This is a genomic window from Paractinoplanes hotanensis (genome assembly GCF_023717965.1).
Taxonomy (GTDB): domain Bacteria; phylum Actinomycetota; class Actinomycetes; order Mycobacteriales; family Micromonosporaceae; genus Actinoplanes; species Actinoplanes polyasparticus.
The window spans coordinates 45,031-62,868 of the sequence record NZ_JAMQOL010000049.1; the positions used below are offsets into that span (position 1 = coordinate 45,031).

Annotated in this window: 19 protein-coding genes and 1 pseudogene; 9 read left to right on the top strand and 11 right to left on the bottom strand. The window is 72.1% G+C overall.

The genetic code is table 11. The features are described from left to right. Positions 1 to 9: 9 nt before the first annotated feature. The gene (gene kdd / locus LXN57_RS33790; protein WP_251802282.1) at positions 10 to 1,026 is read right to left on the bottom strand and encodes an L-erythro-3,5-diaminohexanoate dehydrogenase; all 1,017 of its coding nucleotides are present in this window, start codon (positions 1,024 to 1,026) and stop codon (positions 10 to 12) included. Between the two features lie 100 nt (positions 1,027 to 1,126). On the opposite strand from kdd, the gene LXN57_RS33795 reads away from it, so the two are divergent. Beyond that, a complete protein-coding gene (locus LXN57_RS33795; protein WP_251802283.1) occupies positions 1,127 to 2,515 on the top strand; it encodes a KamA family radical SAM protein in 1,389 nt (462 codons plus the stop codon). A 42-nt stretch (positions 2,516 to 2,557) separates the two neighbouring features. On the opposite strand, the gene LXN57_RS33800 is transcribed toward LXN57_RS33795, so the two are convergent. Next, positions 2,558 to 2,749 (bottom strand): CsbD family protein, encoded by a 192-nt coding sequence (locus LXN57_RS33800; protein WP_251802284.1) that lies wholly within the window; start codon positions 2,747 to 2,749, stop codon positions 2,558 to 2,560. A gap of 120 nt (positions 2,750 to 2,869) precedes the next feature. On the opposite strand from LXN57_RS33800, the gene LXN57_RS33805 reads away from it, so the two are divergent. Next, positions 2,870 to 3,592, top strand: a complete 723-nt coding sequence (locus LXN57_RS33805; RefSeq protein ID WP_251802285.1) for a class I SAM-dependent methyltransferase — start codon at positions 2,870 to 2,872, stop codon at positions 3,590 to 3,592. A 4-nt stretch (positions 3,593 to 3,596) separates the two neighbouring features. Here LXN57_RS33805 and LXN57_RS33810 read toward each other — a convergent pair whose 3' ends face one another. The 3 genes from LXN57_RS33810 to LXN57_RS33820 are packed head-to-tail and all read right to left on the bottom strand — an operon-like array spanning position 3,597 to position 5,525. Next, on the bottom strand, positions 3,597 to 4,067 hold the full coding sequence (locus LXN57_RS33810; protein ID WP_251802286.1) for an Lrp/AsnC family transcriptional regulator: 471 nt from the start codon (positions 4,065 to 4,067) through the stop codon (positions 3,597 to 3,599). Positions 4,068 to 4,090: 23 nt separating this feature from the next. Further along, positions 4,091 to 4,327, bottom strand: coding sequence for a DUF2007 domain-containing protein (locus LXN57_RS33815; RefSeq protein WP_251802287.1), 237 nt, complete (start codon positions 4,325 to 4,327; stop codon positions 4,091 to 4,093). A 52-nt stretch (positions 4,328 to 4,379) separates the two neighbouring features. Then, positions 4,380 to 5,525, bottom strand: a complete 1,146-nt coding sequence (locus tag LXN57_RS33820; protein ID WP_251802288.1) for an acyl-CoA dehydrogenase family protein — start codon at positions 5,523 to 5,525, stop codon at positions 4,380 to 4,382. 60 nt (positions 5,526 to 5,585) lie between these two features. Between LXN57_RS33820 and LXN57_RS33825 the strand changes: the two genes are divergently transcribed. Further along, on the top strand, positions 5,586 to 6,497 hold the full coding sequence (locus LXN57_RS33825) for a 5'-3' exonuclease (protein ID WP_251802289.1): 912 nt from the start codon (positions 5,586 to 5,588) through the stop codon (positions 6,495 to 6,497). On the opposite strand, the gene LXN57_RS33830 is transcribed toward LXN57_RS33825, so the two are convergent. Further along, on the bottom strand, positions 6,494 to 6,970 hold the full coding sequence (locus LXN57_RS33830) for a GNAT family N-acetyltransferase (protein ID WP_251802290.1): 477 nt from the start codon (positions 6,968 to 6,970) through the stop codon (positions 6,494 to 6,496). The genes LXN57_RS33825 and LXN57_RS33830 overlap by 4 nt on opposite strands. A gap of 50 nt (positions 6,971 to 7,020) precedes the next feature. On the opposite strand from LXN57_RS33830, the gene LXN57_RS33835 reads away from it, so the two are divergent. After that, positions 7,021 to 7,560 (top strand): TetR/AcrR family transcriptional regulator, encoded by a 540-nt coding sequence (locus tag LXN57_RS33835; RefSeq protein WP_251802291.1) that lies wholly within the window; start codon positions 7,021 to 7,023, stop codon positions 7,558 to 7,560. Between the two features lie 3 nt (positions 7,561 to 7,563). On the opposite strand, the pseudogene LXN57_RS48655 reads toward LXN57_RS33835, so the two are convergent. Beyond that, positions 7,564 to 8,939, bottom strand: a pseudogene (locus LXN57_RS48655) (MFS transporter). A gap of 308 nt (positions 8,940 to 9,247) precedes the next feature. Between LXN57_RS48655 and LXN57_RS33850 the strand changes: the two are divergent. Together LXN57_RS33850 and LXN57_RS33855 are read left to right on the top strand one after the other, a co-directional pair. Further along, positions 9,248 to 12,289 (top strand): putative bifunctional diguanylate cyclase/phosphodiesterase, encoded by a 3,042-nt coding sequence (locus LXN57_RS33850; RefSeq protein WP_251802294.1) that lies wholly within the window; start codon positions 9,248 to 9,250, stop codon positions 12,287 to 12,289. A gap of 52 nt (positions 12,290 to 12,341) precedes the next feature. After that, the gene (locus tag LXN57_RS33855) at positions 12,342 to 13,001 is read left to right on the top strand and encodes a GNAT family N-acetyltransferase (protein WP_251802295.1); all 660 of its coding nucleotides are present in this window, start codon (positions 12,342 to 12,344) and stop codon (positions 12,999 to 13,001) included. Here the strand turns inward: LXN57_RS33855 and LXN57_RS33860 are convergent, their stop codons facing one another. Continuing rightward, entirely contained in the window at positions 13,002 to 13,262 is a 261-nt protein-coding gene (locus LXN57_RS33860; RefSeq protein WP_251802296.1) for a hypothetical protein, read from the bottom strand. A 94-nt stretch (positions 13,263 to 13,356) separates the two neighbouring features. Between LXN57_RS33860 and LXN57_RS33865 the strand changes: the two genes are divergently transcribed. Further along, the gene (locus tag LXN57_RS33865; protein ID WP_251802297.1) at positions 13,357 to 13,947 is read left to right on the top strand and encodes a DinB family protein; all 591 of its coding nucleotides are present in this window, start codon (positions 13,357 to 13,359) and stop codon (positions 13,945 to 13,947) included. On the opposite strand, the gene LXN57_RS33870 is transcribed toward LXN57_RS33865, so the two are convergent. The 3 genes from LXN57_RS33870 to LXN57_RS33880 all read right to left on the bottom strand — a co-directional run bounded on the left by LXN57_RS33870 (position 13,899) and on the right by LXN57_RS33880 (position 15,613). Beyond that, positions 13,899 to 14,630 carry a hypothetical protein gene (locus tag LXN57_RS33870; protein ID WP_251802298.1) on the bottom strand — a complete coding sequence of 244 codons (732 nt, stop codon included), beginning with the start codon at positions 14,628 to 14,630 and terminating at the stop codon, positions 13,899 to 13,901. The genes LXN57_RS33865 and LXN57_RS33870 overlap by 49 nt on opposite strands. Before the next feature lie 171 nt (positions 14,631 to 14,801). Beyond that, a complete protein-coding gene (locus LXN57_RS33875; protein WP_251802299.1) occupies positions 14,802 to 15,218 on the bottom strand; it encodes a DUF1810 domain-containing protein in 417 nt (138 codons plus the stop codon). Beyond that, positions 15,215 to 15,613 (bottom strand): ChaB family protein, encoded by a 399-nt coding sequence (locus LXN57_RS33880; protein ID WP_251802300.1) that lies wholly within the window; start codon positions 15,611 to 15,613, stop codon positions 15,215 to 15,217. The genes LXN57_RS33875 and LXN57_RS33880 overlap by 4 nt, the downstream gene beginning before the upstream one ends. A 179-nt stretch (positions 15,614 to 15,792) precedes the next feature. On the opposite strand from LXN57_RS33880, the gene LXN57_RS33885 reads away from it, so the two are divergent. Next, positions 15,793 to 17,007: a hypothetical protein gene (locus tag LXN57_RS33885; RefSeq protein WP_251802301.1), complete on the top strand. Its 1,215-nt coding sequence runs from the start codon at positions 15,793 to 15,795 to the stop codon at positions 17,005 to 17,007. A gap of 9 nt (positions 17,008 to 17,016) precedes the next feature. Beyond that, a complete protein-coding gene (locus tag LXN57_RS33890; RefSeq protein ID WP_251802302.1) occupies positions 17,017 to 17,685 on the top strand; it encodes a maleylpyruvate isomerase N-terminal domain-containing protein in 669 nt (222 codons plus the stop codon). The last annotated feature ends 153 nt before the right edge of the window (positions 17,686 to 17,838 follow it).

Here is a 17,838-nt window from a genome sequence, read left to right on the forward strand (position 1 = left end):
TCATGAGCGTCAGTCTCCCGCGAGACGCGCCTCGAAGAGCGACCGGACCGCCGGGACGCGGCGGAGCAGATCCACCGCGAACTCGGCGTGACCGGGCACGTAGCCGTTGCCGATGAGCATCGTCACGTCGGCCGCCAGGCCCTCGGCGCCCAGCGCGGCCGCGGGGAAGCTGGTGGCCATCGAGAAGAAGATCACCGTGCCGCCGGGCGCCGTGGCCAGGATCGCGCCGTGCTCGCAGCCGGGCACGTCGACGCAGACCACGGTGATCGTCGCCGGCTCCCCCACCGCCGCCGCGACCTCGACCGGGTTGCGGGCGTCCGCGATCGCCACCTCGTCGGCCACCCCGGCGGCGCGGAGGAGGTCGGCCTCGTCGGTATTCCGGACAATTCCCACCGTACGGGCGCCGGCCATGCGTGCCGCCGCGAGCGCAAGGGAGCCGCTCTTGCCGGCGCCGCCGAGGACCACCACGCGGGGATGCTCATATTCGGCGACGATCCGGTCGGTGAGCGCGGGCGCGCCGCACACGTCGTAAACGGCGAGCGCCAGCTCAGGGGCGAGATCGTCGGGCAGCACGCCGACGATCGAACGGCCGAACAGGATGGCGGTGCCCTCGGCCGGCGCCTGCTCGCTGCGGCCGTCCCAGTTCCTGAGGGCGTCGGTGATCCGGAGCGGGGTCAGGGTCAGCGAGACGAGCGTGGCCACGCGGTCGCCGGCCTTCACGCCCAGCGGCGACGAGGGGCCGACCTCTTCGACGACGCCGATCAGCATGCCGCCCGAGCCGGTGACCGGGTTGTGCATCTTGCCCCGGGCGCCGACGATCTCGAGCACCTCGGCCCGGACCGCGTCGCCGTCGCCGCCGTGCTTCTCGGACAGCTGACGGAAGCTCGCCGCGTCGAGATTCAGGCGTTCCACCCGTACGCGAACTTCGTCCTCGCGGATGGCGGGGCTCGCATCGAGACGCCAGGCGGCCTGCGGGAGCACGCCGACCGGCTCCAGGACCCGATCAACACCGACAGAAGACGTCATTCGCCCCACCTTTCACAGCAATTCATAGATCCTGGGCCGCGTGTCTACCGTAAATCCTACGGGCAGATGGTTTCTAGACCGCAAATCCTCCAGTAGCGTGATGTTGTCCGAACGATCGATCAGGGAGGCCCCGTTGACCCAGCCCGCCGGACAGCCGTACGAATACCACCGCCGCCCCCTCGTCGAGCCCGACTGGACCCGGTTCCCCGGGTGGCGCGACGTGACCGAGGCGCAGTGGCAGTCCGCCCAGTGGCAGCGGGTCAACTGCGTCAAGAACATCAAGCAGCTGCGCGCCCTCCTGGGCGACCTGCTCGACGAGAGCTTCTACACCGACCTCGAGACCGACCAGAAGCGCCTGGCCACGATGTCGATGCTGATCCCGCCGCAGATGCTCAACACCATGGTCCCCGACCGGGCGCCCGACACGGAGTCGTTCTACGCGGATCCGATCCGCCGCTACATGCTGCCGGTCGCCACCGACCGCCACCTCGACTGGCCGTCGCACCCGCACGCCACCCGCGACTCGCTGCACGAGCACGACATGTGGGTCGCCGAGGGTCTCACCCACCGCTATCCCACCAAGGTGCTGGCCGAGCTGCTCTCCACCTGCCCGCAGTACTGCGGGCACTGCACGCGCATGGACCTCGTCGGCAACAGCACGCCCACGGTCGACAAGCTCAAGCTGTCGCTCAAGCCGGTCGACCGGTACGACGCCCACCTGGCCTACCTGAAGGCCCACCCCGGCGTACGCGATGTGGTGGTCAGCGGCGGCGACGTGGCCAACGTGCCGTGGAAGCAGCTCGAGGCGTACCTGATGGGCCTGCTCTCGGTGCCGACGGTCCGCGACATCCGGCTGGCCACCAAGGCGCTGATGGGCCTGCCCCAGCACTGGCTGCAGCCCGACGTCGTCGAGGGCCTGCACCGGGTGGCCATCACGGCCCAGCGGCGCGGCGTCAACCTGGCCGTGCACACCCACGTCAACCACGTGAACTCGCTGACGCCCCTGGTCGCCAAGGCCACTCGGACCCTGCTCGAGGTGGGCGTGCGCGACGTGCGCAACCAGGGCGTGCTCATGCGCGGCGTCAACGCGACCTCGGCCGACCTGCTCGACCTGTGTTTCGGGCTGCAGGGCGAGGCCGGCATCCTGCCGTACTACTTCTACATGTGCGACATGATCCCGAACGCGGAGCACTGGCGGGTGCCGGTGTGGCACGCTCAGCAGCTGCAGCACGACATGATGGGCTACCTGCCCGGCTACGCGACCCCGCGGATCGTCTGCGACGTGCCCTTCGTCGGCAAGCGATGGGTGCACATGGTGTCCGAGTACGACCGCGAGCACGGCATCTCGTACTGGACCAAGAACTACCGCACGTCCATCGAGCAGGACGACGACGAGGCGCTGTCGAAGCTGTACGCCTACTACGACCCGATCGACACGCTGCCCGGGTCCGGTCAGGACTGGTGGCGCAAGCAGGAAGCCACGGCATGACGAAAGGGGCCCCCGAGCGGGGGCCCCTTTCGCGCGTCACTGTCAGCTGAAGGCGTCGCGGACGTCCTTGCCGGCGTCCTTCACGTGCTCGCCGGCCTTCTTCGCGTGCGCCTCGGTCTCCTGAGCCTGCCCCTCGGCGACGAGCCGCTCGTTGTCGGTGGCCCGGCCCACGGCCTGCTTCGCCTTGCCGGAAAGCTCTTCCGCCTCGTTCTTGACCTTGTCGGTGAAGCTCATTGCTCTCGAACCTCCGTGGTTTCGGCGTGTTCGAAGGATGCCCGTCCACCTCTGCCCCGAAACACAGCGCGTAAGGCATCCTAGGAACCTAGCCAAGGCCCCATATATAAGATCGCCACTGTGAATGATCGTGCCGCGCACGCGAACTCCTTCGGACCGGCCGCCGAGACCTACGAGCGGGGGCGGCCGTCCTACCCGGCGCAGGCCCTCGACTGGCTGCTGCCCGGCGGACGTCCCCGCGTGGTCGACCTGGGCGCCGGCACCGGCAAGCTGACCCGCCAGATCGCCGAGCGCGGCCTGCCGGTCACCGCCGTCGAACCGTCCGCGGGCATGTTGGACCAGTTGCGCCTCGCCGTGCCCGAGGTGCCCGCCGTGCCCGGCAGCGCCGAACAGATTCCGCTGCCCGACGCCTCGGCCGACGCCGTGCTGGTCGCGCAGGCCTGGCACTGGGTCGACCCGGTCGCCGCCGTCCCCGAGATCGCCCGGGTGCTCTCCCCCGGCGGCCGCCTCGGCCTGCTGTGGAACGTGCGCGACGAACGGGCCGGCTGGGTCCGGCGTCTCGGCGAGATCATCGGCAGCCCCGAGCAGGATCGCGACACCAGGGTGGGCGCCCCGTTCGGCCCGGTCGAGACGGCCACCTTCGAGTGGACCGAGCTGATCGGCCCGGAGCGCCTGATCGACATGGTGTCGTCGCGCAGCTACGTGATCCTGTTGGAACCGGACGAGCGGGCGGCCCTGCTCAGCGAGGTGCGCCGCCTCATGGCAACCCACCCGGATCTGGTCGGTCGCACCGAGTTCACGCTCCCCTACGTCACCGAGTGCGCCCGCGCGACGCTGACCTGAGACCTCAGTGCACCTCGGCCGGGGCGGCGCCCGGGGCGATGCGGGGCGGGCGGTTCTCGTACGGCGTGGACAGGACGACCGTCGTGCGGGTGGTGACGTTGGCCGCGGTGCGGATCTCCTGGAGCAGGCGCTCGAGGTCGGCCGGGCTGCCCACCCGGACGAGGAGCATGTAGAAGTCCTCGCCGGCGACCGAGTAGCACGAGTCGATCTCGGGGAGGTGGGCCAGGCGCTCGGGCGCGTCGTCGGGCTGGGACGGGTCGAACGGGCGGATCGCCACGAACGCGGTCAGCGGCAGTTCGAGCGCCTCGTACGAGACCTTGGCCGTGTAACCGGCGATCACGCCGCGCTGTTCGAGGCGGCGCACCCGCTGGTGGACAGCCGACACGCTGAGCCCGACCCGCTCGGCGAGGTCGGTGTAGGACAGGCGGCCGTCCGCGGTGAGGGCGCCCACGATCGCCCGGTCGATCTCTTCCACGGGCGCCACCCTACCGAACCGTCCTACCCCTGCGGCGCGTCCTTCTCGACCTCGGCCAGCAGCGCCCGGGCCGCCGCCTCGTCCTCAGGATTGACCTGGATCTGCACGCCGTCGGTGACGCTCAGAGCCGGGTCGAGACCACCGGCGTCGTCGGCGATGGCCACCGCCCGCAAACCGTTGCTGCGCAGCAGGCCAACGGCGAGGTCGGCCTCGATCTGAGAGCCGACCATCGCCACCGTCACACCTTCGATGTTGTCCATGCCGACCAGCATGGTCGTTCCGGGCCGCGCCCGCACCCGTGACGCGCCCGGGTCACACCCCCTTGACCAGAGCGCGGCTGATCACCAGGCGCTGGATCTGGTTGGTGCCCTCGACGATCTGCAGCACCTTGGCCTCGCGGAACCACCGCTCGGCCGGGTGGTCGCTGACGTAGCCGGCCCCGCCGAGCACCTGCACGGCGTCGGTGGTGACCCGCATCGCGGCGTCGGTGGCGAACAGCTTCGCCTTGGCCGCCTCGGTCGAGAAGGGACGGCCCGCGTCCTTGAGCCGGGCCGCCGACAGCAGCAGCGCGCGGGCCGCCGAGACCTGCGTGGCCATGTCGGCCAGCAGGAACCCGAGACCCTGGAACTCGGCGATCGGGCGCCCGAACTGCTCGCGCTCCTTCGCGTACGCCACGGCGTAGTCGAGCGCGGCCTGGGCCAGCCCGACCGCGCAGGCCGCGATGCCGAGCCGCCCGGCGTCGAGCGCCTCCATCGCGATGGCGAAGCCGCTCCCCTCGGCGCCCACGAGGCGGTCGGCGGGCAGGCGGCAGCCGTCCAGGACGATCGGCGACGGGGCCGACGAGCGCAGGCCCATCACCCGTTCCGCCTTCTGGGGTTGGAGGCCCGGCGTGCCGGCGTCGGCGATCAGGCACGAGATGCCCCGGGGGCCGGGTCCCCCCGTACGGCAGAAGATGTTGTAGAAATCGGCGTCGCGACCGTGCGTGATCCAGGCCTTGGCGCCGGTCACCACCCACTCCTCGCCCTCGCGCACGGCCTTGGTCGTCAACGCGGCGGCGTCGCTGCCACCCTGCGGTTCGGACAGACAGTAGGCGCCGAGCAGTTCGCCGCCGAGCATGTCGGGCAGCGACTTGCGTTGCCGCTCGCTGCCGTGGGCGTACACCGGGTAGCAGGCCAGGGTGTGCACGCTGACCGCCTCGGCGATGGCCAGCCAGCGGCCGGCGAGGGTCTCGAGCACCTGCAGATAGACCTCGTAGGGCTGGCCGGCGCCGCCCACCTCCTCGGGATAGGGCAGGCCGAGCAGACCGGAACGGCCCAGCGTGCGGATCACCTCACGGGGGAACTCGGCTCGCGCCTCGTAGGCGTCGGCTTTGCCGGCGAGCTCGCGGTCGCAGAGCTCCTCGGTCAGGGCGAGCAGGTCGTGTGCTTCTTCGGTCGGGAGCATGCGATCTACCGTCACGACGCTCAGCTTAACGGTCGTTAGGTCAGCGGCGCGACGGGCGGTCAGTATGGTGGCACGGTGACCGCACAGCCGCTGCTCGCCGTCGACGCCCCCAGCCTCTACTTCCGCGCCTTCCACGGCATCCCCGAGAAGGCCGCGCAGACCAGCGCCGGGGAACCGGTGAACGCGATCCGCGGCTTCATGGACATGCTGGCCCAGCTGATCCGCACGCGTCACCCGGACCGGATCGTCTGCGCCCTCGACGCCAGCTGGCGCCCGGCCTGGCGGGTGGCGCTCGTGCCGTCGTACAAGAAGCACCGGGTCGCCCACGGCGACGTCGAGGTGGTCCCGCCGGCGCTCGAGAAGCAGATCCCGGTGCTGCTCGAGGTGCTCAAGGCGGTCGGGATCCCGGCCTTCGGCGTCGACGGCTACGAGGCCGACGACGTGCTGGGCACCCTGGCCGCCGGCCAGCCGGGCCCGGTCGAGGTCGTCTCCGGCGACCGCGACCTGTTCCAGCTGGTCGACGACGAGCGCGGCACCCGGCTGCTCTACTGCGGCCGCGGCGTGGCCAAGCTCGAGGACGCCGACAACGCGCTGGTCGAGGCGAAGTACGGCGTGCCCGCCAAGTGGTACGCGGATTTCGCGGCCATGCGCGGCGACGCCAGCGACGGTCTGCCCGGGGTGGCCGGCGTCGGCGAGAAGACGGCCGCGCGGCTGGTCATGCGGTACGGCGGGGTCGACGAGATCCTGGCCGCGCTGGACGACCCCGACGCGGGCTTCGCCCCGGGCCTGCGGACCAAGCTCGAGGACGCCCGCGACTACCTGGCCAAGGCCCTGCCGGTGTGCAAGGTCGCGCTCGACGTGAAGCTGCCGGAATTCGACCCGGCCCGGCCCCGCGCCCCGAAGGACCCGGACGCGCTGCTCGCGCTCGCCGACCGCTGGAACCTGGCCTCCTCGGCCAAGCGCCTGGTCGACGCGCTGGCGGGCTAGAACGTCAGCAGGTACGTCTCGCCGGTGACCGCCTCGCCGGCGAAGCCGGGGTGTGGCGCCGCGTCGGTGAGGGCGAAGCCGCGGGAGAGGTAGATCCGGCGCGCCGCCGCCTGCCGGTCGGTGGTCCACAGCCGTACGCGCCGATAGCCGGCCTTCCGGGCGAAGCCGACGCACGTGTCGACGAGCCGGCCGCCGACGCCGAGCCCGCGCGCGTCGGGGTGCACGAGCAGCACGCGGAGCACCGCCGTGCCGTCCCCGCCGTCCACGCACAGCACGCAGCCGGCGCGCCGCCCGTCGACCTCGGCGATCCACGCCGCCTCGCGCCCGGGGTCGTGGGCGGCGGCGTAGTCGGCCACGATCCGCGCCACGAGCCCCTCGAACGACGCGCCCCACCCCCACTCCGCCGCGTACAGCTCGCCGTGGGCCAGCACCACCCAGCCGAGATCCCCCGGCTGTCCCAGTTCCCGGATCACCGTCGCCACCTCCCACTGAAACGACTGTTTCAGTGGGCATACTATGCCTCATGTCGGGCGAGCGGCGGGAAGAGCTTCTGGAGAAGGCGTACGCGTACGTCCGACGGACCGGCCTGTCCGAGATGTCGCTCCGGCCCGTCGCCGCAGCCATCGGGTCGAGCCCCCGCGTGCTGCTCTTCCTGTTCGGCAGCAAGGAGGGACTGATCCGGGCCCTGCTGGCCCGGGCCCGCGCCGACGAACTGGCCTCGGTCGACGGCCGCCTTCCCGACGGCGCCGACGCGGCCGGCCTCGCCGTGTGGGCGTGGCTGGCCGACCCTGCGAACGCGTCCGTGCTGCGCCTGTGGGTGGAGGCCTACGCCCGCTCGCTCGGCGCCACCGACGGCCCGTGGGCCGGGTTCGCGGCCGAGACCGTGGGCGACTGGCTCGACGTGCTCGCGAGGGCGCAGCCACCCGGCGAGCGCGACTCCCCCGCCGGTCTGGCCCACCGCACAGCGGTGCTGGCCGTCCTGCGCGGCGCCCTGCTCGACGTCCTCGCCACCGGCGACGCCGAGCGGGTCACGGCCGCCGTCCGCCGGGTCCTCGCACCTTGAGGTCTACGCGTGGGACGACGTGGGGGTGGGGACAGCGTCGTTCCGCCGGCCGCGCCCGGTCAGCACGTCGGCCAGGGCGGCCACCAGGGCCACCACGACGAAGCCGACCGTCAGCCACAGGGCGCCCCGGAAGGCCGAGCCCCAGTCGCCCTGACCGGCGGCCAGGCGGTTGAAGAACAGCGAGCCGACGGCGGCGATGCCCATGGCCGTGCCGATCCGCTGGCCGGTCTGCAGAACGGCGCCGGCGCTGCCCGCGCGGGCCACCGGCACCTCGGCCAGCGTCAGCGTCTGGTTCGGGCTGATCACGAAGCCGCTGCCCGCACCCGCGACCAGCAGCGGGAGCGCGGCCGCCCAGCCGCCGCCCGAGCCGGGCACCGCATCGAGCACGACGTCCGTGGCGACCAGACCGGCGATGACCGCGATCAGACCGCCGACCACCATGTGCCGGCCGAAGCGGTTGACGAACCGGCCACCCACGGCCGCGGCCACCGCCGAGCCCACCGCGAACGGCGTGATCGCCAGGCCGGCCTCGAGCGCGGTGTAACCCAGCCCGCTCTGCAGGTAGAGGGTGTAGATGAAGAAGATCGTGGTGAAACCGGCGAAGTAGAGCAGCCCGATCAGCGCGCCCAGCGCGTACGACCGCACCTTGAACAGGCTCAGCTCGACGAGCGCGGTCCCGGTCCGGTTGAAGGACCGCTCCCACAACAGGAAGCCCACCAGGACCACCAGCCCGGCCGCCGCGAGCAGCCACTTCCAGGAGCCCTGCCACTCGCGCTCCTGCACCAGCGGCAGCAGCACCAGCGTCACGCCCAGCCCGAGCAGGGCGACCCCGACCGGGTCCAGGCTCTCCTGCCGTTTCTGCTCCCCGGTGGGGATCCACCGGGGAGCAGCCACACCGCGACGATGCCGATCGGGATGTTCAGGAAGAAGATCCAGCGCCAGCCGTCGGTGGGGCCGATCGCCGCGATCAGCACGCCGCCGAGCAGCGGCCCGACCGCCGTGGAGACGCCGATGGTCGCGCCGAGCAGGCCGAACGGGCGGCCGCGCTCCCGGGGCTCGAACATCTGCTGGATCAGGCCGGAGACCTGCGGGTTGACGATGCCGGCGGCCGCGCCCTGCACGAGCCGGGCCACGACTAGCCACAGCGCCGACGGGGCCAGGCCGGCCGCGGCGCTGGCCAGGGTGAAGAGGATCAGCCCGGCGATGAAGACGTTGCGCCGGCCGCGGGCGTCACCGAACCGGCCCGCCGGCACGAGCAGCAGGCCGAAGGTCAGCGCGTAGCCGGAGAGCACCCACTGCAGCTCGGCCGAGCTCAGGTCCAGCTCGTCGCGGATGGAGGGCAGCGCGACGTTGACGATGCTCACATCGAGCAGGGTCATGAAGCCCGCCACCAGGGCAACGGTGAGCGCCTTCCAGCGCGTCGACTGATCCGTGGTCACGAACTGACCGGTTCCCCGGTCGATGCCGGTCCAACCCGGGATCTAGTGTGTGCCGCATGACGCGCCCGGCGAGCCGTATCCTCTGGCCGAAGCGTGTGCGCCCGCACCGCCCAGAAACCGGCCGATACCGACCATAGCGTGACGATCTCCGCTACCCGGGGCGGGAGATCCGACCATTCACTCAGGCCCGGGCCCGAGAGCCCGATCAAACACGGGGACGGGCTGGTGCGGCGAGGCGAGGAGGACCGATGACGACGCGAACCGCTCGCGCCGCTTTCGGCGCCTGGATCGTGGTGCTCGCCGCGTTCTACTACGCCTTCCCGGGCAGCCACCTGATCACCTGGGCCCTGCTGGGCTACTCGTGCGCGGCCGCGGTCGTCTGGGGCGTACGCCTGAACCGCCCCGCCCGCCGCCTGCCTTGGTATCTCATCGCGGCCGGGCTGGTCTGTTTCGTCACCGGCGACACGGTCTACAACCTGATCCTGTGGCTGGGGCACGAGCCCGCCTTCCCCGGCCCGGCCGACCTGCTCTACCTGCTGGTCTACCCGCTGATCACGGGCGCCTTCCTGCTCTTCGTACGGTCCCGGGGCGGCGCCAGCAACCGGGCCGCCCTGCTCGACGCGCTCGTGCCCACCGTCGGCCTCGGCCTGCTGTCCTGGGTCTACTGGATCGCGCCGTTCACCCGCTCGCACGAGCTGAGCTTCCTCGAGAAGCTGGTGTCGGTCGGCTACCCGCTCGGCGACGTCCTGGCCCTGGCCGTGACCCTGCGCATGCTCACCACCCCCGGCCGGCGCCCCCGGGCCCTCACCGGGATCGTCATCGCGATCGTCGGCCTGCTGATCAGCGACATCTTCTACGGCCAGTCCGTGCTCAACAGCGCCTGGTCGCTGGGCGGACCGGTCGATCTCGGCTGGATCGTCTTCTACGCGGTCACCGGCTGGTCGGCCCTCATGCCGTCGATGCGGGACCTCACCGAGGAGCTGCCCCAGCACGCCGGGGCCGAGATGGGCACCAGCCGGATCGTCTGGATGGCCACGGCGGCGCTGATCGCCCCGGCCATCCTGTACGTCGAGTGGATGAACGGCCACGAGGCCGAGGTGGCCCGCGGCGGGGTCGTCGACGCGCCGGTCATCGCGGCCGCCGCCGCCCTGATGTTCCTGCTGGTACTGGCCCGGGTCAACGGACTGGCCGACGCGCAGCGGCGGGCCCGTGCCCGGGAACGGGCGCTGCACCAGGCCGGCGCCACGCTGTTCGCCGCCACCACCGAACCCGAGGCCGCCCAGGCCATCCGCGACGGCGTCGCCACCTTGATGCCGCCCGACACGCCGTTCGAGCTCACCCTGGCCTGCGACCCGGACGCGCCGGTCGAGCCCGGTCTGCGGCTGCTCACCGCGGCCGAGTTGCCCGCCGGTCTGCCCGCCGGCGATTTCACCCACTTCCTGTGCGCCACCGTGCCGGTGCCGGGCGACAAGGGGAAGGGCATCTGGCTGCTCGGCGGCCCCGGGCCGGTGCTGCGCGAGCTGATGCCGTCGATCGAGGCCTTCCTGGCCCAGATCGAGGTCGTCATGCAGCGCATCGGCCTGTCCCGCGAGGTCAGCCGGCGCGACAGCGAGGCCTACTTCCGCACACTCATCCAGAACGCGTCCGACGTCATCCTCATCGTCGACGGCGACGACCGGATCACCTACGCCAGCCCGTCGGCCGACACCGTGCTCGGCCAGCCCGACCTGACCGGCGCGCCGCTCGAGTCGCTGATCGCGCTCAGCCACCACGCCGCCCTGCACGACGCCCTGGCCGCGATCCGCGACGGCCACGACCAGCACGAGGCGACCGACCTGGCCGTGCTGTGCGCCGACGGGCGGCTGCTCCAGGTGGAGTGCACCGGCCGGGATCTGCGCGAGGACCCGACCGTACGCGGCCTCGTGCTGACCATCCGGGACGTGACCGACCAGCGCCGCCTCGAGAGCGACCTGTCCCACCTGGCGTTCCACGACGGCCTGACCGGGCTGGCCAACCGCGTGCTGTTCCGCAACCGGCTCGAGCAGGCGTTCGCCGTGGCCGGCCGGGACGCCGCCACCATCGCCGTGCTCTTCGTCGACCTCGACGACTTCAAGGACGTCAACGACACGCTCGGGCACGCCGTCGGCGACCAGCTGCTGGTCAGCGTGGGCGAGCGGATCGCCGGGATCATCGGGGTGGCCGACACGGCGGCCCGGATGGGCGGCGACGAGTTCGCCATCCTGATCGAGCAGAGCCCCGACGCCACCCGCGCCGAGGAGCTGGCCGCCCGGATCGTGCGGGCGCTGGCCGTACCGGTGGAGGTCTCGGACGGCATCGGCGGCACCCACATCGTCAGCGGCGCGGCCAGCGTCGGCGTGGCCACCAACCACGACGCCGAGTCGGCCACCGAGGTGCTGCGCCACGCCGACCTGGCGCTGTACCAGGCCAAGGGCGACGACAAGGGCACCTGGCAGCGCTACCGCGGCGAGCTGCACACCGCCATGGTGCAGCGGCTCGAGACCCGTACGGCGTTGCACGAGGCCATCGACGACGAGCAGTTCGCGCTCATGTACCAGCCGATCGTGGACCTCGCCGACAGCACCATGGCCGGGGTCGAGGCGCTGATCCGGTGGCAGCACCCGGTCCGCGGCCTGCTCGGCCCGTACCACTTCATCGAGGTGGCCGAGGAGAGCGGCGCGATCGTCGAGATCGGCCGGTGGGTGCTGCGCGCGGCGCTGAACGAGTTCACCAGCATGCGGGCCGGCACCACCCTCAAGTACGTCAGCGTCAACGTCTCGGCCCGCCAGTTCCGCACGCCCGGCTTCGTCGACCAGGTGCGCCAGGCCCTCGAGGACAGCGGCGCCCGCCCCGAATGGCTGCTCCTCGAGATCACCGAGAGCCTGCTGCTGCGCGACGCCGACCAGGTCTGGCACGACCTGGGCGAGCTGCGGGCGCTCGGCGTCCGGATCGCGATCGACGACTTCGGCACCGGGTACTCGTCGCTCAGCTACCTGCGCCAGATGCCGGTCGACGTGCTCAAGGTCGACAAGTCCTTCATCGACGACGTGCTCGGCAGCGAGCAGCAGCGGGCGCTGGTCGACGCCATCGTCACCCTGGCCCGCAACCTCGACCTGGCTGTGGTGGCCGAGGGCATCGAGCACGAGGGGCAGCGGGCCGAACTGGCCGCGATGGGATGCCCGTACGGCCAGGGCTATCTCTTCTCGAAGCCGGTGTGGCCGCACGAGATCGCGGCCCGGTCGCAGCCCGGCGTCATGTCGCCCGCAGCCTGAATTTCGGTTCATTCACTGGCAATAACGGTCAGTAGGCGGCAGGGTTCTCGGTGTGCTCGAGAATCCCGTATGGGCCGCCCTCTCCGGACCGCAGGCCTGCTTCGCCGAGGCGTCCGGTGACGCCGCCCGCTACCGGTCCGACGTCGCGCCCTGGTGCGCCGTCGCCGACCCGGCCGACCCGTCGGCCTGGGCCGACCTGGCCACGCTGACCGATCAGGCCGCCCTTACCGCCCCGGCGCTCCGTCCGCCGGCCGGCTGGCAACCGGTGACCGTGATCCCCGGCGTCCAGATGGTCGGCCACACCATGACAGGCGTGCACGACCCGTCCGCAGTCCGCCTGACCGAGACCGACGTGCCCGAGATGCTCGACCTGGTCTCCCGGGCCAAGCCCGGCCCGTTCGGCAAGCGCACCGTGGAACTCGGCAACTATCTCGGCATCCGCCACGAGGGCCGGCTGGTCGCGATGGCCGGGGAGCGGTTCCGTCTGCCCGGCTGGACGGAGGTCAGCGCGGTCTGCACCGATCCCGATTTCCGGGGCCAGGGCTTCGGCGCCCGCCTCACGATGGCGGTCGCGGCCGGCATCCTGGAGCACGGCGACCTGCCGTTCCTGCACGTGGCGGCCGAGAACGCGGCCGCGATCCGGCTCTACGAAAGGCTCGGCTTCCAGACCGGCCACGAGGTGGTGTTCGCGGCCTACCGCCGGGTGGACTGACTATTCGCCCAGCGCGCCGTCCGGGTCCGGCTTGGCGTGGCCGGTGTCGGCCCAGCGGTCCTGCAGGTCACCGATCTGCTGCAGCACGTCGGCGATCTCGGCGCGCACCCGGGCGAGGCGGTTCTGCTCGTCGGCGGGCAGGCCGCCACCGTGGTCGTGCGAGGTGAGGGTGCTCTCGGACTCCTCGAGCTCCTCCCGCCGCTCGTGCAGCCGGTTGAGCTGGGACTCGTACTCTGCCTGGGTGATCGGTTCGGGTTGCATGGCCGTCCCTTTCCCGGGTGTCGGCCGTGCTGAAACTCGGCGTGAGCCGGCACACGGCGCCGTTCTGTCGTACCGGGGTGGAAGGCTCTGCCTCATGGTTAGCTTCGACCCCAAGGCCGATCTCGTCCACTATCTGCAGCAAGCGCGCGAGGCGTTGCTGTGGAAGCTCGACGGGCTGTCCGACTACGACGTCCGGCGGCCCCTGGTCTTCACCGGCACCAATCTGCTCGGGCTGGTCAAACACGTCGCGAGCGTCGAGGCGGGCTACTTCGGCCAGACCTTCGGGCGGCCGTTTCCCGAGCCGATGCCGTGGATCGAGGGGGACGCCGAGGACAACGCCGACATGTGGGCCGACGAGTCCGAGTCACGCGAGCAGATCGTCGATTTCTACCGGCGGGTCCGGGTCCACGGCGACGCCACGATCGCGGAGCTGCCACTCGACGCGACCGGGCGGGTGCCGTGGTGGCCCGCCGAGCGCGCCGAGGTGAGCCTGCACCGCATCCTGGTGCACGTGACCGCCGAGGTGAGCCGGCATGCCGGGCACGCCGACATCGTGCGTGAGCTCATCGACGAGTCGGTCGGGGTGCGGGCCGCCCACAGCAACCTGCCGCCGGGCGATCGCGACTGGCGGGTCGCCTACCGCGAGCGGCTCGAGCGGGTGGCCCGGCTGTCGCTGCGGGAATGAGGGCGGCGTGCCCGGCGGGGCAGTTGCACGCCGGCGAGGGTGCGGGTGGCCGCCGGTCCGCGCCGTCGGCGGGGCTTGGTCTTCGGGCGGCCCAGGTGCGCCAGCAGGTCGATGGTGTCGTGGGTGCGCACGGGGTCCGGCTGCTCGTCCTCGGGGCGGGCGTAGGCCGCCTCGTCCTCCACCGGCGCGACCCACTGGCGCTCGGGCTCCGGCAGCACCACCGGGCGGAAGCGCGGGAAGCGGTCTGCCACGGCGAGAGCGCGCTCCGGGCTCGCGAAGACCAGGGCGGCGGCCAGGTTGGCGACCGCGAAGGGCAGACCGAGCAGCAGCCAGCCCGGGTTCGAGCCGATCGATCCCGCGGCCAGCACGGCCGCGGCCACCGCGACGCTCAGCGCCGCGCCGGTGCCGATCCGGCGGATCGAGTACGAGCCGAGACCCGAGAGCCGGGCCACCGCGGTGGCACAGACGCCGGCGAGCACCACGGCGATCAGCCACGAGACGATGAGCGGCCACAGCCGCAGCCAGGTGCCGTCCTCGTCGCCGAAGAGGAACATCAGCAAGGGCACGCCGACGACGGCCACCGCGAGCAGCACCACCGCGTCGACGGTCAGCACGATCGCCGCCGCCATCACAGTGTCGACGCGCGAGCCCCGTACGGACTCCCCCGCCTCGATGTCGACCATTGCCCCGCCGCCCTCCGCCAGATCCTGACGCAGGAACTTAACGTATCGATACCCGCGGTGTCTCCTCGGCCGACGGCGGTGTCAGAGCTGGCCGTGGTTGGGCGGCTGAACGCCGGAAAGCTTCGTCGACGGCGCGGGCGGCGCCCGCGCGGACGGCCGGGGCCGCCGTAATCAGCGGTCCAGCAGCTCCAGCGTGCGCTCGTCGGGGCCGTCGTAGAAGTGGTCGATGACCTGCTGGAACGGGGCCGGGTCGCCGTCCACCGCGGCGGCCCGCGCGAACAGGGTCATCGACGAGCGCAGCTTCAGGTCGTCGGGGTAGCCGAAGATCTCCGTCGCGCTCCGCTCGGCCTTGACGAGCACGGCCGCCAGCTCGTACAGCCGCGGCCCGAGCACCGGGTGCGCCAGGTAGGCCCGGGCCTCGTCGAGGTCGCGGATCGCGTAGTGCTGGGCCGTCGGGCTCGAACCGAGACCGCTGAGCTGCGGAAAGACGAACCACATCCAGTGGGTGCGCTTGCGGCCGGCCGTCAGCTCGGCCTTCGCGTCCTCGTACGTGCCGTTCTGCGGCTCGACGAACCGGTCCAGACTCATCGGTTCAGGCTACGGCGCGACTCCCGGTCGTTGGCCTTCCGGATGGCCTCGACCAGCTCGGCCTTGGTCATCCGGGACCGCCCGGTGATGTCGAGCCGCTTCGCGAGGCCGAGCAGGTGCTCCTTGCTCGCGTTGGCATCCACGCCGCCGGCCGTCTCGGCCCGGGTATCCCGCCCGCCCGCGGCCTTGGCGTCGCTCGGGCCCTTGGTCTCCTTGGGCTCCCAGTGGTCGCCGACCTTCTCGAACGAGTGCTTGACGGCTGAGAACGCGGTGCGGTGCGCGCGCTCGCCCTCGCCGTACTGGTCGACGGCCGAGTCGTGCGTCTTCGCGAACGTGTCCTGGGCCTTCTCGGGCGACCGCTTCAAGGTGGCGGGCATCTCCTCGCGTGCTGGCATGGTTCTGGCCTTCCCCCACCCGGATCGCCCAAACACACCGACGTATCGTCCGGCGCAGGCCTCCAAAACAGGACAGAGGCGCAGATACGGCGCGGCACCTGGTGCCTGAATCAGAAATGGCGCCGGTAAAGGCCCATAACCCCGGACAATAGGGGCTCCTGATCATCTAGGAGTCCTCCATGTCGGACGGCGAGTTCCTCCGGTACGCCGGGGCGCTGGCAGCGTCGGGCCTGCTGTTCCTGATCCTGGCCGTGCTGGGCGTCGGCCAGGGTCTGCCCGTGCGCGCGCTCGACGTGCTGCTCGGCCTGGCGTTCCTGGGTTACGCGGGCTACCTGATGGTGGTCGCGCCCGAGTCGCCGTTCATGAGCTGGTTCGTCTTCGCGACGCCCGCGCTGGGCCTGGCGGTGGCCGTGATCGCCCGCCGCCGCACCCGCGTCCGGATGAAACGGCTGGAGGAGGACCTCACTTCCCCGTACGCGGCCCCGGCCGTCACCGGCCATGCCGAGCGCCAGCCGTTCCCGACCCCGCCGCCCCCGCTCGACCCGTCCGCGCCGGCGCCCGCGCCGACCAGGCACAAGAAGTCGGACGCCCCCGCCTCGTCGACCGCGATGCCGTCCGGCCTGCCCCCGTCCGGCCTGGGCGAGAACCCGGTGGTGGCCGAGCCGCGCCCGCCCCGCCCGTCCGGCCTTCCCTCCCTGCGCTCCGAATCCGGCTCTCCCGCGCATTCCGAGCCCGGCGGCCCTCCGGCCCACGTAAGGACCAGCAGCCCCTCCACACACGCCGAACCCGGTTGGCCCACGGCGCACCCGCAACCGGGCGGACACTCCGCGCACGCCGAACCCGGCGGGCCGTCGGCGCACTCTCATCGGGGCGATCGCTCACCGCACGCCGAACCGGGCCGGGCGTCGGCGCACTCTCAACCGAACGATCCGTCGACACACGCCGAACCGGGCCGGGCGTCAGCGCACTCTCAACCCAGCGAACCGTCAACACACGCCGAACCGGGCCGGGCCTCAACGCAGGCTGGCGGGTCGTCGACACACGCCGAACCGGGCCGGGCGTCAGCGCACTCTCAACCCAGCGATCCGTCAGCGCAGGCTGGCGGGTCGTCGACGCACGCTGAACCTGGCTGGGCGTCAGCGCATGCTCGGGCCGGCGGGTCGTCGACGCCGAGCGGGCCGGGGGCATCAGCGCGGCGAGGCGGGAACGACCGGCTCCCGAGCCACGCCGAACGCGGCCCGGCCCTGCGTCCGCCGTCGCCGGGTTATGCCGAGCCCGGTTATGCCGAACCGGGGTATGCCGAGCCCGGGTATCGGGCCCGCCACGGGGCGTCGGGGGACGAGACGGCCGAACACGACTACGCCCGCGGCCGGCACCGGTCCGACTCTGACTAAATTGACGGCATGGACTACCGCCGGACATACCGCTCCGCCGCCGTGACCTTCGTCGACCTCGTGGGGCGGGTGCCCGCCGACCGCCTCGACGGCCCCGGCCTGGGCGAGTGGACGCTGCGCGAGCTGATCGGCCACACGGTCAGCTCGGCGCTGGAGCAGGTGCCCGCAGTGCTGGGCACGGCATCGTCACCCGGACTGCGCTCCCCGTCCCTCCCCGGCGCGACCGCGGCCCAGCGGGGCGGCCCCCAGGCGGTCAACGTCGAAGCGCCCGAGGGCTACTTCGCCTTCGTCCGCGATGTGCCGGCCGACGTGTACGCGGCCGCCGTCGCCGCTTCCAGTGACGACGCCCGCCGGGCCGTCGACCTCCTGGACGCCGCAGGGGAACTGGCCGGACGAGCGACCCAGGCGCTGGCCGGCGCCGGCGACGACGACGTGGTGACCACCCCCATCGGCGGCATGCGCGTGCGCGACTGGCTCCCGACACGAACGTTCGAACTGGTGGTCCACGGCAACGACGTGTCCGCCGCGGCCGGGGTCCCCGCCGGCTTCGACCCCGCGGCCGTGTCGGAGGCGACGCTGCTGGCCGTCCGGATCGCCGTGGCCCTGGGCGAGGCCCCAACGGTGCTGAGCGCCTTGACCGGCCGTTCACCCCTGCCCGAGAAGTACTCGGTCGTCTGAGACATCACCCGGGCCGCCGAGCGCGCGCTGCACCGGGCTCTGCGCGACGCCGCGCCTTTGCATGACGCGCGCACCTTGCGCGACATGGAGCGACATGAGCACCCTCCGCAACGCCCCGAATATCGCGTGACCGCGCGGGTTGCGCGATGCCCG